14 protein-coding genes are annotated in these 14,843 nt (G+C 58.7%); 13 read left to right on the plus strand and 1 reads right to left on the minus strand.

The genetic code is table 11. From position 1 onward, the window contains the following. Positions 1-3: 3 nt before the first annotated feature. The 13 genes from ACIQ1A_RS07220 to ACIQ1A_RS07280 all read left to right on the plus strand — a co-directional run bounded on the left by ACIQ1A_RS07220 (position 4) and on the right by ACIQ1A_RS07280 (position 13,202). On the plus strand, positions 4-1,362 hold the full coding sequence (locus ACIQ1A_RS07220; protein ID WP_395770387.1) for an aspartate aminotransferase family protein: 1,359 nt from the start codon (positions 4-6) through the stop codon (positions 1,360-1,362). 64 nt (positions 1,363-1,426) lie between these two features. Then, the gene (locus tag ACIQ1A_RS07225) at positions 1,427-2,551 is read left to right on the plus strand and encodes a polyamine ABC transporter substrate-binding protein (RefSeq protein WP_395770388.1); all 1,125 of its coding nucleotides are present in this window, start codon (positions 1,427-1,429) and stop codon (positions 2,549-2,551) included. Positions 2,552-2,611: 60 nt separating this feature from the next. Next, entirely contained in the window at positions 2,612-3,757 is a 1,146-nt protein-coding gene (locus ACIQ1A_RS07230) for an ABC transporter ATP-binding protein (protein WP_395770389.1), read from the plus strand. Beyond that, on the plus strand, positions 3,754-4,671 hold the full coding sequence (locus ACIQ1A_RS07235; RefSeq protein WP_395770390.1) for an ABC transporter permease subunit: 918 nt from the start codon (positions 3,754-3,756) through the stop codon (positions 4,669-4,671). Before ACIQ1A_RS07230 ends, ACIQ1A_RS07235 begins: the two co-directional genes overlap by 4 nt. Next, on the plus strand, positions 4,668-5,513 hold the full coding sequence (locus ACIQ1A_RS07240) for an ABC transporter permease subunit (protein ID WP_395770391.1): 846 nt from the start codon (positions 4,668-4,670) through the stop codon (positions 5,511-5,513). Before ACIQ1A_RS07235 ends, ACIQ1A_RS07240 begins: the two co-directional genes overlap by 4 nt. A 10-nt stretch (positions 5,514-5,523) precedes the next feature. Further along, positions 5,524-6,885, plus strand: coding sequence for an NAD-dependent succinate-semialdehyde dehydrogenase (locus ACIQ1A_RS07245; protein WP_395770392.1), 1,362 nt, complete (start codon positions 5,524-5,526; stop codon positions 6,883-6,885). Beyond that, positions 6,875-7,504, plus strand: a complete 630-nt coding sequence (locus ACIQ1A_RS07250; protein ID WP_395770393.1) for a 4'-phosphopantetheinyl transferase family protein — start codon at positions 6,875-6,877, stop codon at positions 7,502-7,504. The genes ACIQ1A_RS07245 and ACIQ1A_RS07250 overlap by 11 nt, the downstream gene beginning before the upstream one ends. After that, a complete protein-coding gene (locus tag ACIQ1A_RS07255; RefSeq protein WP_395770394.1) occupies positions 7,505-7,612 on the plus strand; it encodes a GlsB/YeaQ/YmgE family stress response membrane protein in 108 nt (35 codons plus the stop codon). It begins immediately after the preceding gene. Between the two features lie 30 nt (positions 7,613-7,642). Then, positions 7,643-8,623, plus strand: coding sequence for a GGDEF domain-containing protein (locus ACIQ1A_RS07260; RefSeq protein ID WP_395770395.1), 981 nt, complete (start codon positions 7,643-7,645; stop codon positions 8,621-8,623). 64 nt (positions 8,624-8,687) lie between these two features. Next, positions 8,688-9,968, plus strand: coding sequence for an amidohydrolase family protein (locus tag ACIQ1A_RS07265; protein ID WP_395770396.1), 1,281 nt, complete (start codon positions 8,688-8,690; stop codon positions 9,966-9,968). 69 nt (positions 9,969-10,037) lie between these two features. Next, complete coding sequence (locus tag ACIQ1A_RS07270; protein WP_395770397.1) at positions 10,038-11,513, plus strand: flavin-containing monooxygenase; 1,476 nt, start codon at positions 10,038-10,040, stop codon at positions 11,511-11,513. Continuing rightward, positions 11,497-12,429 (plus strand): alpha/beta hydrolase, encoded by a 933-nt coding sequence (locus tag ACIQ1A_RS07275; protein WP_395770398.1) that lies wholly within the window; start codon positions 11,497-11,499, stop codon positions 12,427-12,429. Before ACIQ1A_RS07270 ends, ACIQ1A_RS07275 begins: the two co-directional genes overlap by 17 nt. Positions 12,430-12,590: 161 nt before the next feature. Then, complete coding sequence (locus ACIQ1A_RS07280; protein ID WP_395770399.1) at positions 12,591-13,202, plus strand: OmpW family protein; 612 nt, start codon at positions 12,591-12,593, stop codon at positions 13,200-13,202. Between the two features lie 44 nt (positions 13,203-13,246). Here the strand turns inward: ACIQ1A_RS07280 and ACIQ1A_RS07285 are convergent, their stop codons facing one another. Beyond that, entirely contained in the window at positions 13,247-14,776 is a 1,530-nt protein-coding gene (locus tag ACIQ1A_RS07285; protein WP_395770400.1) for a DUF4080 domain-containing protein, read from the minus strand. Positions 14,777-14,843: the final 67 nt, after the last annotated feature.

A 14,843-nucleotide genomic window follows, 5' to 3' on the forward strand; every position in this document is an offset into this window, starting at 1 on the left:
CAAATGCCTCACGCCTATGAACGCCTGCAGCAGCTCGATGCCGCCCACCACATCCATCCGTTCAACGACAATGCCGAGCTGGCCAAGAAAGGCACCCGCATTCTGACCCGTGGCGAGGGCTGTTATGTCTGGGACAAAGAAGGCAACAAGCTACTCGATGCTTTCGCCGGCCTGTGGTGCGTCAATATCGGTTACGGCCGCAAGTCAATGGGGCAGGTGGCCGCCCATCAGATGGACGAACTGGCTTACTACAACACCTTCTTCCAATGCACTACCGAGCCGGCCATCCACCTGGCCGCCAAGCTTGCCGAAATTTCGCCGGCCGATCTCAACCATGTGTTCTATTCCAACTCCGGCTCGGAGGGCAATGACACCGTGTTGCGCATGGTCCGGCATTTCTGGGCGGTGCAGGACCAGCCGAACAAGAACATCGTGATCGGCCGCTACAACGGCTACCACGGCTCGACAGTGGCCGGTGCCAGCCTCGGCGGCATGAAAGGCATGCATGCCCAGGGCGGCCTGCCGATTCCGGACATCCACCACATCGAACCGCCGTTCTTTTTCGCCGATGGTGGCGACTATTCGGAAGAAGAATACGGACTGGTCGCAGCACGCCGGTTGGAAGAGAAAATCCTCGAGCTCGGCCCGGATCGCGTAGCCGCTTTCATCGGCGAACCGATCATGGGAGCCATCGGCGTGTATATCCCCCCGATGAGCTATTGGCCGGAAATCGAGCGTATCTGCCGCAAATACGACATCCTGCTCTGCGCCGACGAAGTGATCTGCGGCTATGGCCGCACCGGCGAATGGTTCGGTGCCCAGTATTTCGGCTTCACCCCCGACATCATGACCACCGCCAAAGGCCTGACTTCGGGTTACATACCGATGGGTGCGGTGCTGTTCAACGAGCGCGTGGCTTCGGTGCTGCGCCAGCAGGGGGGTGAGCTAGCGCACGGCTACACCTATTCCGGTCACCCGGTCTGCGCCGCAGTGGCGCTGGAGAACATCCGCATCCTGCAGGACGAGAAGATCGTGGAAACCTGCAAGTACGATACCGGCCCTTATCTGGCCGAGCGCTGGAAGGCGCTGGGTGAACATCCGCTGGTCGGTGAGGTCCGTATTGCCGGCATGGTCGGGGCCCTGGAACTGGTGCCGAACAAGGCCGAACGCAAGTTTTTCGCTGACCGTGGCAAGGTGGGCGGATTATGCCGTAATATTGCTTTGAACAACGGACTCATCCTCCGGGCCACCTACGATTCCATGCTGCTGTCGCCACCCCTGGTCATCAGCCGCAGTGAAATCGACGAGCTGTTCGAGAAGACTTGGAAGTCGTTGAATGAAACCGCAAAGGCTTTGGCCTGAACGGGGAGGGGCCCGCCATGCCGGCGGGATGGTGACATTAAACTTCAATAGAGAGAGTTGAATCATGAAATTGAAACTGTTGGGCATTGCGGTTACCGCACTGATTCTTGCTTCCTGCGGCAAGAAGGACGGCGACGCCGCTCCGGTCGCTGCGGCTGAAGAAGAGAAAGTCCTGAACGTCTACAACTGGTCCGATTACATCGCGCCGGAAACCCTCGCCAACTTCGAAAAGGAAACCGGCATCAAGGTGACCTACGACGTGTTCGACAGCAACGAAGTGCTGGAGACCAAACTGGTGACCGGCAACACCGGCTACGATGTGGTGGTGCCGTCGCTGACCTTCCTGGCCCGGCAGATCCAGGCTGGCGTGTTCATGCCGCTGGACAAGTCCAAGATTCCGAATCTGGCCAACATGGATCCCGCCATCCAGGCCAACATCGCCAAGCTTGATCCGGACAACGCGCACTCGGTCAATTACCTGTGGGGCACTACCGGCATCGGCTACAACGTCGCCAAGATCAAGGAAGTGTTCGGCGATGCCGCACCGACTGACAGCTGGGCCATGGTGTTCGAACCGGAAAATCTGGCGAAGCTGAAGGAATGCGGCGTGTATTTCCTTGACACCCCGTCCGAAATCATTCCGCCGGTGCTGAAATACCTCGGTGAAGAGCCCAACAGCTTCGATCCGGTGGTGATCGCCAAGGCCGAAGAACGTCTGAAGCAGCTGCGTCCGTCGATTACCCAGTTCCATTCCTCGGAATACATCAATGCCCTGGCCAACGGTGACGCCTGCGTCGCGGTCGGCTGGTCCGGCGATATCCTCCAGGCCCAGGACCGTGCCGCGGAAGCCAAGAACGGCGTTGAAATCGCCTATGTGATTCCGAAGGAAGGCGCACCGATGTGGTTCGATATGATGGCGATTCCGAAAGATGCCAAGCATCCCAACAACGCCCATATCTTCATCAACTACCTCCTGCGTCCGGAAGTGGCGGCTGAAATTTCGAACTATGTGTCTTACGCCAGCGCCAACAAAGCAGCTTTCGAGAAGATTGACCCGGAGCTGAAGGCCAATGCCGGCGTGTATCCGACACCTGAAGCCAGCAAGGGCCTGTTCAGTCTGGCCGTACTGCCGGCCGACGTCGACCGTCTGTTCAACCGCTTGTGGACCGGACTGAAAACCGGTCAATAATAAGAAGTAACCAGGGCAAGCCGATCGGCTTGCCCTTCTTTTTACGGGAATGGAAACACCATGAATCAAGCCACTCAGACCGCGCCTGCCGGCAACGGCAAGCCTGAAAAGGCCAAGGCCGACAACTACGTCCGCATCGAAGGCATCCGCAAGGAGTTCGATGGCTTCGTTGCCGTCGATGATGTCAGTCTCAGCATCCGCAAGGGCGAGATCTTCGCTTTGCTGGGCGCTTCGGGCTGCGGCAAGTCGACCCTGTTGCGCATGTTGGCCGGTTTCGAGAAGCCGACCGCCGGCGAGATCATCCTCGACGGACAGTCGATGAACAATATTCCGCCCTACGACCAGGCGGTGAATATGATGTTCCAGTCCTATGCGCTGTTTCCGCACATGACGGTCGAGCAGAATGTCGCGTTCGGTCCGAACCAGAAAAAAATGCCAAAAGACGAAGTCGCCCGCCGTGTCGAAGAGATGCTGGCCTTGGTGCAGATGAGCAAATTCGCCAAACGCAAACCGCACCAGCTTTCCGGCGGCCAGCAGCAGCGTGTCGCGCTGGCACGCGCCGTCGCCACCAGTCCGAAACTGCTGCTGCTCGACGAGCCGATGGCGGCCTTGGACAAGAAACTGCGTTCGCAGATGCAGATCGAGCTGGTCAATATCGTCGAACGACTGAACGTGACCTGCATCATGGTGACCCATGACCAGGAAGAAGCGATGACCATGGCCCACCGCGTCGCGGTCATGGATGCCGGCCGCATCCGCCAGGTCGGTACCCCCGATGAAATCTATGAACAGCCGAATTCGCGCTTCACCGCCGAATTCATCGGTTCGGTCAATCTGTTTGAAGGCCGTATCGGCGAGGATGAAACCGATCATGTCACCATCATCTCGCCCCAGATGGATGCGCCGATTTATGTCGGACACGGCATTACCGGTTATGACGGCATGAGCGTGTCCTTCGCCATCCGCCCCGAGAAGGTGCACATCGATAAAGACGAACCGGCGCAGAAATACAACAAAGTGCGCGGCGTCATCGAGGAAATCGCCTACTTCGGTTCGCATTCCGTGTACCACGTGCGCCTGCCGAGCGGTGCCAAGGTGCTGTGTAATTTCGTCAACATGAAACGCTGGGCTTCGGAAAACTTCACTTGGAACGATGTGGTCTGGCTGAGCTGGAATGACAACTCCGGCGTCGTGCTGACCTCATGAGCCGGGCGCTCCACAGCCTGAAGAAGCGTCTGCCCGGATCGCAATGGCTGGTGATTGCGGTGCCGTATATCTGGATGCTGCTGTTCTTCGCGATTCCGCTGGCCATCGCCTTCAAGATCTCGTTCTCCCAGGCGGCCATCGCCATGCCGCCCTATACCCCGTTGCTGGTCTGGATTGACGGCCACCCCGCGCTCGATGTGCATCTCAAGAACTACCTGTATCTAATCAAGGATTCGCTGTATGTGAGCGCGTATCTGAGCTCAATCAAAATCGCGGTGATCTCCACCTTCCTGTGTCTGTTGATTGGCTATCCGATGGCCTATGCCATCGCCCGCATGGATCCGGCCACCCGCAACATCGCGCTGATGCTGGTGGTTCTGCCATCATGGACTTCGTTCCTGATCCGCATCTATGCCTGGATCGGCATCCTGAAGAACAACGGCCTGCTCAATAATTTCCTGATGTGGACCGGTGTGATCAACGAGCCCCTGGCCATCATGCACACGCCGATTGCGGTTTACATCGGCATCGTCTATGCCTATCTGCCGTTCATGGTCTTGCCGCTTTACGCCAATCTGGTCAAGCTGGATCTGCGTCTGCTGGAGGCCGCCAGTGATCTCGGCGCCCGTCCGTGGAAGGCGTTCCTGAAAGTGACCTTGCCGCTGTCCAAGGCCGGCATCATCGCCGGATCCATGCTGGTCATGATCCCGGTGGTCGGCGAATTCGTGATTCCCGAAATGCTGGGCGGACCGGACACCTTGATGATCGGCCGAATTCTCTGGCAGGAGTTCTTCAATAACCGCGATTGGCCGGTGGCCTCGGCGGTCTCGATCGTCATGCTGCTGCTTCTGATCATTCCGATCATGATCTTCCACCGAGCGCAAGCCAAGGAAATGGAGGCGAAACTCGCATGAGCCAGCACGCACGCCTGTCACGATTCAGCATGGTCATGCTGGCCATCGGCTTCCTGTTTCTGTATCTGCCGATGCTCAGCCTGATTGTCTATTCGTTCAACGAGTCCAAGCTGGTCACCGTCTGGGCCGGATTCTCCACCAAGTGGTATTTCGAGCTGTTCCGCGATCAGCAGATGATCGATGCCGCAAAGATCAGCCTGAAGCTGGCGTTCTTCACCGCCTGTGCGGCTGTGGTATTGGGTACCATGGCCGCCATGGTGATGACGCGCTTCCGCAGTTTCCGCGGCAAAACCCTGTTCAGCGCGCTGATTACCGCACCGCTGGTGATGCCGGAAGTCATTACCGGTCTGTCGATGCTGCTCCTGTTCGTTTCCCTCGGGGATTGGTTTGGCATCTTCCAGCAGCGCAGCGTAGCCACCATGTGGGTCGCCCATGTCACCTTCACCATGGCGTTCGTGACCGTGATCATATCCTCCCGCCTCGGTGAGCTCGATCGCTCTTTGGAAGAGGCGGCGATGGATCTGGGCGCCAACCGGCTGAAGGTGTTCTTCGTGATCACGCTTCCGATCATCGCGCCGGCACTGTTGTCGGGCTGGCTGATGGCTTTCACGCTGTCGCTCGATGATCTGGTGATTTCCAGTTTCACGTCGGGCCCGTCTTCGACCACATTGCCGATGAAAATTTTCTCCTCGGTGCGTATGGGTGTCAGTCCGAAAATCAATGCGCTGGCCTCCCTGATGATTCTGGCCGTGTCCGTCGCCGCGCTGATTGCCTGGTGGTCCATGCGTCGTAGCGAGAAACGCCGCCAGCGTGACATGCAGCTGGCCCTGCAGCAGAACTGAGTAAGGTTCCATGACCGTAGAAACCATCAATCCGTGGACCGGTGCCGTCGAGTACCGTTATGAGTACTTCAGCGACGATCAGGTTGAGCAACGCCTTGCAGCTGGTGCAAGGGCCTATCCGGTCTGGTCGGCACTGTCGTTTGCCGAACGCGCAGATCTGATCCGGCGTGCTGCAGGTCTATTGCGCGAGCACCGGGAGCGTATCGCCGGCATCATGACTGCGGAAATGGGCAAGCTGCGCCGCGAAGCCTTGGCTGAGATTGAGAAGTCGGCTGGTGCCTGCGAATTCTATGCCGGTCAGGCCGAAACCTACATGCAGGACAAGCACATCGCGACCGAGGCTTCCCGGAGCTTCGTCGCCTATGAGCCGATTGGCTGTGTTTTCGCGGTGATGCCTTGGAATTTCCCGATCTGGCAGGTGTTCCGGTTTCTGGCACCCGGCCTGATGGCCGGCAATGTGGCCCTGCTCAAGCATGCCACCAACGTGCCACGTTGTGCCGATGCCATTGCCGAAATCCTGCGGCTGGCCGGAATTCCGGAGGGCGTATTCGACGTCCTGCATATCGATAACCAGCGTGCAGCCTCGGTCATCGCCGATCCGCGCGTGCATGCCATTACACTGACCGGCAGCGAACGCGCCGGCAAATCGGTGGCCGGTAATGCCGGTGCCAATCTGAAGAAGTGCGTCATGGAACTGGGTGGAAGTGATCCGTTCGTGGTTCTGGATGATGCGGACCTTGATAAAGCGATTCCGGTGGCGATTGCCTCGCGTTTCGGCAACGGTGGACAGACCTGCATCGCCGCCAAGCGGTTCATTCTGACGCCTGGCATTGCCGAGGAGTTCGTGGCGCGCTTCAGCGCGGCTGCGGCGGCACTGAGATCCGGCGATCCCAACGATGATGCCACCACGCTGGCACCGATGGTGCGGCCGGATGCGCGAGAGGAACTTCAGCGTCAGGTCGATGCCAGCATTGCTGCCGGTGCAAAACTGCTGGTCGGTGGCAAGAAGGGGGCGGGCCCTTGTGAGTATCCCGCTACCCTACTTGATGCCGTTAAGCCCGGCATGGCGGCCTATTCCGAAGAGTTGTTCGGACCTGTGGCCAGCATTATCCGCGCAGACGATGAGGACGATGCCATCCGCATCGCCAATGACACTGCCTTCGGGCTCGGTGCCAGTGTCTGGACGCGCGACAAGGCACATGGCGAGTCCGTTGCTCGCCGGATTCAGGCGGGCGCGGTTTTCGTCAACGCGTTAGTGCGATCCGATGTGCGTTTGCCGTTTGGCGGCACCAAAACCTCCGGATTCGGCCGTGAATTGGCCGAGCACGGCATCCATGAGTTCATGAACATCAAAACGGTCTATGTCGATTGATCTGAATGGACCTTCGCTGCAGCTTGCTCTCGGCGCGGTCTGTACCGCGCCGATTTTGCTAGAAGTGCGCGATTTGTCCTGTCCGGCACCGGAGCTCAGTAGCGCCGAAGAAAACCAGTATGCCGGCATGTCTTCGGAAAAGCGCCGTGCCGAATATCTGATTGGCCGGGCTGCATTGAAAGCCGTGCTGACGACGCTCGGCAGAAACGACGATACCGCGGGCGTCGTCTGGCCGAGCGCTTTTTGTTCGCTCAGTCACAGCCATGGCTATGCCGTGGCTGTGGGGCTTGCCGAAGGCAACGGGATCGGAATCGATCTGCAGCTGCAGCGCACGCCGCCGTTCATGATGGCGGAACGGATTCTCGCCGATGACACCCTGGAGTGGTGGCGACAATTGCCGGAATCGTCGCAGGCGCAGGCCCTGCAACGGTTCTGGACGGTGAATGAAGCGGTTTACAAAGCCTGTCCGGCACCGCAGCCGGCCTATTTCAGACATTACCGCATGACCGATCCGATGCAGCTCAACAGCGCATTGAGCATTGACGGCACCGACTATAGGTTTGAGGTGCATACACTGGTACTGGCTGACGGCTTCATCAGTCTTGCCCTTCGGGCCTGAGTGCTTGCATCGCCCCCTTTATTTTGCTTAGATAGCTCTGTTGGCATAGTTGCCGTCGTCGGCGCCGTGGTGCTGTTGTTCATTGTGGGCATGATCAAGAAAAAATAAGCCTCATCCGCCGTTCCGGGAGACGTCCGAATGTGGAAAAAACTGTTGGCCGATCTGCAACTCAGTATCTTGATGCTGGTCGGCGGCGTGTCTTCCGTCTTCATCGCAGCCTTCTCGGTGTACCGCTTCCTGAATGGCAATATCAAAGTCGGACTGCTCGATGCGACCATCACCCTGGCGATGGTCGGCACCCTACTGTATGCCTGGCGTTCGACCCGCAATACCGAACGCGCAGGCCGCTTCATGGTGCTGTTGAATGTCGGAGGCGCCATCGCCAGCTCGGAAATGCTCGGCGTCACGGGTGCGTTCTGGATGTACCTGGCGATCGTGGTCAACTGTTTCATCACCACCAATCTGCGCTATGCGACCGGCGCCAACATCCTCATGCTACTGGCCATCGCCTTCCTGGGCCATGGTTTCGACAGTACCGCGCAACAGCTGTCATTTCTGGCCACCAGCGGCCTGCTCACGCTGTTCAGCTACATCATTGCCGAGCGGCTTTCCCAGCAGCAGCTGATTCTGAAGCTGCAGGCCAGCATCGATCCACTGACCGGCGCACTGAATCGACGGCGCATGGAGGAGGAAATGCATCTGGCCATCGAAGAGTACACTCGCAGCCGGACGCCGATGGCGATCATCCTGATGGACCTCGATGATTTCAAGAACGTCAATGACCAGTACGGGCATGAAGCCGGTGATGATGTGCTGGCCGGCTTTGCCGATATGGTGCGCGGCCATACCCGGCAGATCGACCGCTTTTTCCGTTATGGCGGCGAGGAATTCCTGATGCTCGCCAAAGGCCTCAGCCCGGAGGAGGCTCAGCATTTGGCCGAAAAGATACGCAGTCAGGCCGAATCAGTGCTGACCGGGAAGCACTGCAGGGTCACCGTCTCCGCCGGTGTTGCCGGCGCCCAGACCGGTGAAAGCTGCATGCAATGGGTGGCCCGTGCCGACGCCGCCCTCTATGTCGCGAAGCAATCCGGCCGGAACCGCGTCCATCTCGCCGATTGAGCCCCAAGGCCCAAACTGCCATAATCGGTAGCTACTGCAGTTGTCACTTCCACCAAGGATTCCGATGAAAACCAAAGTTGCTGTCGCCGCCGTTCTGGCGGTATTGTCCACGCCGTCCGCAGCTCTTGCGCAGAACGTGCCGCAGGATACCGTGATACTCGCCGACCGCCTGTTCGATAGCCGGACCGGTGTGATGCTGTCCAATCCGGTGGTAGTGGTACGCGGTGATCGCATCGTGTCGGTGCAGTCCGGTGGCCTGCAGCCGGCTGGCGTGCGTGTGATCGACCTCAAGGGAATGACCTTGGTGCCGGGACTGATCGACATGCATACCCATATCGATTCCGATCCGACCTACGGCGGCTACAATTCGTTGCAGTTCGGCGATCGCTTCTGGTCCATGATTGCCGTTGCCAATGCCAGCAAAACCCTGCAGGCCGGTTTTACCACCATCCGCAATGTCGGTGCCGATGCCTGGAACGATGTCGGTCTGATGCAGGCCATCGATCAGGGCAAAGTGACCGGCCCCCGCATCGTACCGGCCGGCTATGCTTTCGGCGCGACCGGCGGCCATTGCGACTCGACCTTCTTCCCGCCCTCAATGGGCCAGAAAAACGCCTACAATGCCGATTCAAAGGACGAGGCACGTAAATCAGTCCGTGAAATCCGCAAGTATGGCGCCCAGGTCATCAAGATCTGCGCCACCGGTGGCGTGTTCTCACGCAATACCGAGCCCGGTCAGCAGCAGATGAGTTTTGAGGACATGAAAGCCGTTGCCGACGATGCCCATATGTATGGACTGAAAGTGGCTGCCCATGCACATGGCGCCTCCGGCATCAAGGATGCCATCCGTGCCGGTATCGATACCATCGAGCATGCCAGTCTGATCGACGATGAGGGCATCGCACTCGCAAAGAAGTACGGTACATGGTTGTCGATGGACATCTACAACACCGAGTACACGCAATCCGAAGGAAAGAAGAACGGCGTGCTTGAAGACAATCTCCGCAAGGACCGCGAGGTTGCCGATATCCAGCGTGAGGGCTTCCGCAAGGCGCACAAGGCCGGAGTCAAAATGGTGTATGGCACCGATTCGGGTGTGCATCCGCATGGCGACAACGGCAAGCAGTTCCGTTGGATGGTGCAATACGGCATGACGCCGGCGCAGGCAATCCAGACTGCCACGGCCAATGCCGCGGAAGCACTGGGCCGGAAAGACATCGGTGTCATCGAAGCCGGGCGTTACGCCGACATCGTTGCGGTAAAGGGTAATCCAGCGCAGGATGTGACCCTGCTTGAACGGGTCGATTTCGTCATGAAGGGCGGGGAAGTCGTCAAAAAGCCGTAAAAGCGCACATTACCTCCAATCATTTCGCATTCATAGCATGCCGGCACTGGTTCAATTGAGATCATAACGATGCCCGACATTCCACAGGCTTCTCAGTCATGCCAGGTGCTGATTATCGGCACGGGGTTCGGTGGACTGGGAATGGCGATTCAATTGCAGAAAAGCGGCGTCAGCGATTTCATGCTGCTGGAGAAGGCCGACGCCATCGGCGGCACCTGGCGTGACAACAGTTATCCGGGGGCGGCCTGTGACGTGCCCTCGCACCTGTATTCCTATTCCTTCGAGCCGAAAACCGACTGGAGCCGTAAATTCGCTCCGCAAGCGGAGATCCACGCATACATGCAGCATTGCGTGGACAAGTACGGTTTGACCAAGCATGTTCGATTGCGTAGCGAAGTCATCAGCGCGGCCTTTGACGAAGCTGCCGGCCTTTGGCGGGTGACCCTCGGCACCGGTGAGCAGTTGGCTGCGCCGGTGTTGATCAGTGCCTGCGGCCAACTCAACCAGCCGGCTTATCCCGCGCTGCCGGGTATTGACCGGTTTCAGGGGCAGGCTTTCCACTCGGCACGTTGGCGTCACGAAATCGATCTTTCCGGAAAGCGGGTGGCGGTAATCGGCACGGGTGCTTCAGCCATCCAGTTTGTACCGCAGATTCAGCCCAAGGTCGCGCAGTTGCAACTGTTCCAGCGCTCGCCGGCCTATGTGCTGGCCAAACCGGACCGTCACTACCGGACGTGGGAGTTGGCGTTGATGCGGCGCATGCCCTGGCTGCAGGTTATCGACCGCGGCTTCGAATACCTGTATCACGAAGTGCGCGGTTTGGCATTCATCAGCATGCCATGGCTGATGAAGGTGCATCGTTTCAGCTTTGAAAGGCATTTGAATCAGTACATTCGGGATCCGCACCTGCGTGCGCAACTGCAACCCGATTACCCGATGGGCTGCAAGCGCATTCTGATCAGCAACGACTTTTATCCGGCCCTGGACCAGCCCAATGTGAGCGTGATCAGCAGCGCCATCAGCCGCGTCAGTGCCGATGCCATCATCACAGCAGATGGTCGTGAGCATCCCTGTGATGTCCTGATTTACGGGACCGGCTTTGCCGCTACGGATTTTCTCGCTCCGATGCGGATTCGCGGACTCGGGGGACTGGAGCTGAACCAGGCCTGGCAGGATGGCGCGGAGGCATACAAGGGCATCAGCGTCAACGGTTTCCCGAATCTGTTCATTCTGTATGGTCCCAATACCAATCTGGGGCACAACTCGATCATTTACATGCTGGAAAGCCAGTTTCGCTATGTACTCGGCTGCCTGAGCCTGCTACGCGCGCAAAACGCACGCTACATGGATGTGAAAGCACCGGTGCAACAGCGTTTCAATCAACGCATTCAGCTGCGTTCGCACCGCACCATCTGGGAACAGGGCTGTAACAGCTGGTACAAGACGGCCTCTGGCAAAAGTACCAACAACTGGCCCGGTTACACGATTACCTACCGCTTGCAGACCCAGGCGCCGGCGCTCGCCGACTATGACTGCATCCGTTGAATTCACGGCACCACACCTCGAGCAGGCGCTGCTGCGCCGGGTGCTGCGCGCCTTGCTGCGGGTGTTTTTCCGCGGCATGGTGCGGCCGCCCATGCCCATTGCCGGACAGCGTGCGGTACTGCGTGTACTGACCACCATCGGCAGGTCGCCGCAGGGGATTACCCGCAAAGCCGGCACTCTGGGCGGGCGGTCTTGCGAATGGCATAAACCGCCGGATGGCCGCGGCATGGTGATGCTCTATCTGCATGGCGGCGCATACATCATCGGCGGGGCGAATACCCACCGGGTGCTATGTGCACATCTGGCCAAGCGTGGGCAGATGGATGTGTGTGCGCTGGATTACCGCCTTGCCCCGGAACACCCGTACCCGGCAGCGCGGGACGATGCCGTGGCCGCGTTTGAAGCCTTGCTCGCGCTGGGTTATGCGCCCGGGCAGATAGTTTTTGGCGGTGATTCGGCCGGCGGCAATCTGTGCCTGATCACCAGTCTTTGCCTGCGTGACCTGGGGCGGCCGCAGCCCGCTGCGCTGGTGTGTTTCTCTCCGCTGACCGACTTTAGCTGCGCGCATCTGCACCAGCCGGCCGCCGGTGATCCGCTGCTGCAACGGGCCTGGCTGGAGCAGGCCCGTTCGCTGTATGGTCCTCCCGGTTTGAGCCATGACGATCCCGGCCTGTCGCCACAGTTCGCTGATCTGCACGGCCTGCCAGCACTGTTGCTGCAGGTCGGTGAAGACGAGATTCTGCGCAACGACAGTCTGCGTTTTGCCGAGCGTGCAAGGGCCGCCGGAGTGGACGTCTGCCTGCAACGCTATCCAAACTTATGGCATGTGTTTCAGGCCCACGCCGGCACCCTGAAGGTGGCGGATTTAGCCATCGATGAAGTGGTGAGTTTTCTGTGCCAACGCAGGATCTCATGAACACCATCCTGTTTGTGGCTATTGAAGTTTCGATAAATAACTGAAAATTATAATTTATTCGGATCTTCTGGATTCCGGGTGGCAGTGATTTGATTTGAGTCAATATCACGATTTCTTAACACGTGATAATGAACCCATCCAATCCACCCAAGGAGTTTGTCATGAAAAAATCCACACTTGCTGTTCTGCTGTTGGCCGGTCTTGCCGCCCAATCCGCCACTGCCGCCGACTGGTTCGTGCGTGGCGGTCTGACCAATGTCAATCCGGACTCCGACAACGGCACGCTGGCCGGCGGTGCGCTGGATACCAGCATCGGCAGCAACACCCAGCTCGGCCTGACCTTCGGCTATCACATCAACCCGAACGTCGCCATCGAAGTGCTGGCCGCCACTCCGTTCAGCCATGATGTGTCCCTGAATGGCGCCGAAGCCGGCTCGTTCAAGCACCTGCCGCCGACCGTCAGCCTGCAATACTACTTCAACACCGATGGCACGGTTTCCCCGTTCATCGGTGCCGGCCTGAACTACACCTGGACCTTCAGTGAAGATTCCAAGACCGGCGGCCCGATCTCCGGCACCGACCTCTCCATCGGCAACAGCTTCGGTTTTGCCGGTCAGCTTGGCCTGCGCTTCGCGGCTTCTAAAGATTGGGACGTAGTGGTTGATGCCCGCTACATCGACATCAGCGCCGATGTTTCGGTGAATGGCACCAATGTCGGTGAAGCCAGCGTTGACCCGATGGTCTATTCGATCATGGTCGGCAAGCGCTTCTGATCAAGTGCGTTGTGAAGAAAAAAGCCGGGCTTGCCCGGCTTTTTTCATGCCTGCAGGTGCCGGGCTTGACGGTCGGGGGTATGCTTTTTCGCTTTCGCCGGTTTCGGCAATGGCAACTCGGCATCGGCCGACTCGAAACGCAGGCGGCTGCGGCCGCCGGTACCGCGGTAATCGGCGATCAAAACGGCCGCCGCATCGTCTTCTGCATGGCCGCATTCCAGCAGGTAGTCGTACAGCAGGTGCACCATGCGCTCGTGGGCGATGGCGTGGGTCTGACGGGTTTTCGCATACAGCCATTCGCTCAACCGGAAAAAGCCGTCGAAAGCGGAGTCGCCGAGAATCACCGGCAGGGTCCGGGAGTATCGGCCGGAATTGGCCAGAATGTCCCAGTAACGCGAAAACCGCGAGAGCTTCTGCATCTCGCCGAAATCGATGCAATCGGTGGACAGGATGTTGTAGGGCGGCGCGGGATTGAAACGCAGGGCGAAATCCGCGGTATGGCGGGCAATCGGCGCGCCGCGCAGACGTTTGAGGATGCCGAACTGGATTTCATGGGGTTTGAGCGCCACCAGTTTGTTGAAGCCCTCGCCGAAGCTCTGCACGGTTTCCCCGGGCAGGCCGGCAATCAGGTCAACGTGCAGATGTGCGCCGCTGTTCTGCGCCAACCAGAGGATATTGTCGCGGGCCAATTCGTTTTTCTGGTTGCGTGAAATGCGTGCCTGAACCTCGACATTGAAGGTCTGGATGCCGATTTCGAACTGCAGGGTTCCGGCCGGAAAGCGCTGGATGGCTTCCTTCAGCTTTTCGGGAAGGTGGTCGGGAATCAGTTCGAAATGCGCAAACGGCGGATCCTCCGGATTTTCAGCGATCTTGCCGAGGAAGAAATCCATGATTCGCAACGACGTTTCGATTTTGAGATTGAAGGTGCGGTCGACGAATTTGAACTGACGCGCCCCTTTCTGCCAGAGCATTTCCAGATCGGCCAAAAAGTTTTCCAGGGCGAACGGCCAGGCGGTTTTATCGAGTGCCGACAGGCAGAATTCGCATTTGAACGGACAGCCACGCGAGGCTTCGACATACAGGTGGCGCTGGCGGATGTCTTCCTCGGTGTATTCGGCGTAGGGCGATGCGATGTCATCGAGTTTGGCTTGGATGCCGGGAATGATTTTGGCTTCCGGCGCCTGACCGGCCAGAATCTGAGCACACAACTGGGCGAAGCTGATATCGCCCCAGCCGGTGATGGTGTAATCGGCGGCGGTACAAATGGCCTGCTCAGCGCATTCATAACTGACTTCCGGACCGCCGAGCACGATGATCAGGTCCGGGCGCACGGCTTTCAGCATCAGCACCAGTTTGAGGCTTTCTTCGCAGTTCCAGATATACACGCCCAGGCCCAGAATCGTCGGTTTTTCGTCCAACAGCGCTTCGGCGATCTCTTCGGTTTTCTGGCCGATGACGAATTCGCGGATGGCCGAGCGTTCGCGCAGGGCGCCGAGATTCGCCCGCAGGTAACGCAGCCCGAGCGAGGCATGGCTGTAACGGGCGTTCAGGGTGGCGAGCAGGATCTCGGACATGCCGTCATTATCGCCGATGCTGGCTATCACCGCACGCAACCCCTACAATAGCCGGTCTTCTCACGGT

This window comes from Arenimonas sp., from assembly GCF_044353605.1.
Lineage (GTDB): Bacteria > Pseudomonadota > Gammaproteobacteria > Xanthomonadales > Xanthomonadaceae > Arenimonas.

Excerpts from the sequence above, each read along its gene's own strand:
- ACIQ1A_RS07245 (WP_395770392.1), top strand. The coding sequence starts at position 5,524 with ATGACCGTAGAAACCATCAATCCGTGGACCGGTGCCGTCGAGTACCGT.
- ACIQ1A_RS07240 (WP_395770391.1), top strand. The coding sequence starts at position 4,668 with ATGAGCCAGCACGCACGCCTGTCACGATTCAGCATGGTCATGCTGGCC.
- ACIQ1A_RS07280 (WP_395770399.1), top strand. The coding sequence starts at position 12,591 with ATGAAAAAATCCACACTTGCTGTTCTGCTGTTGGCCGGTCTTGCCGCC.
- ACIQ1A_RS07275 (WP_395770398.1), top strand. The coding sequence starts at position 11,497 with ATGACTGCATCCGTTGAATTCACGGCACCACACCTCGAGCAGGCGCTG.
- ACIQ1A_RS07285 (WP_395770400.1), bottom strand. The coding sequence starts at position 14,776 with ATGTCCGAGATCCTGCTCGCCACCCTGAACGCCCGTTACAGCCATGCC.
- ACIQ1A_RS07230 (WP_395770389.1), top strand. The coding sequence starts at position 2,612 with ATGAATCAAGCCACTCAGACCGCGCCTGCCGGCAACGGCAAGCCTGAA.
- ACIQ1A_RS07260 (WP_395770395.1), top strand. The coding sequence starts at position 7,643 with ATGTGGAAAAAACTGTTGGCCGATCTGCAACTCAGTATCTTGATGCTG.
- ACIQ1A_RS07265 (WP_395770396.1), top strand. The coding sequence starts at position 8,688 with ATGAAAACCAAAGTTGCTGTCGCCGCCGTTCTGGCGGTATTGTCCACG.
- ACIQ1A_RS07250 (WP_395770393.1), top strand. The coding sequence starts at position 6,875 with ATGTCGATTGATCTGAATGGACCTTCGCTGCAGCTTGCTCTCGGCGCG.
- ACIQ1A_RS07235 (WP_395770390.1), top strand. The coding sequence starts at position 3,754 with ATGAGCCGGGCGCTCCACAGCCTGAAGAAGCGTCTGCCCGGATCGCAA.
- ACIQ1A_RS07220 (WP_395770387.1), top strand. The coding sequence starts at position 4 with ATGCCTCACGCCTATGAACGCCTGCAGCAGCTCGATGCCGCCCACCAC.
- ACIQ1A_RS07225 (WP_395770388.1), top strand. The coding sequence starts at position 1,427 with ATGAAATTGAAACTGTTGGGCATTGCGGTTACCGCACTGATTCTTGCT.
- ACIQ1A_RS07270 (WP_395770397.1), top strand. The coding sequence starts at position 10,038 with ATGCCCGACATTCCACAGGCTTCTCAGTCATGCCAGGTGCTGATTATC.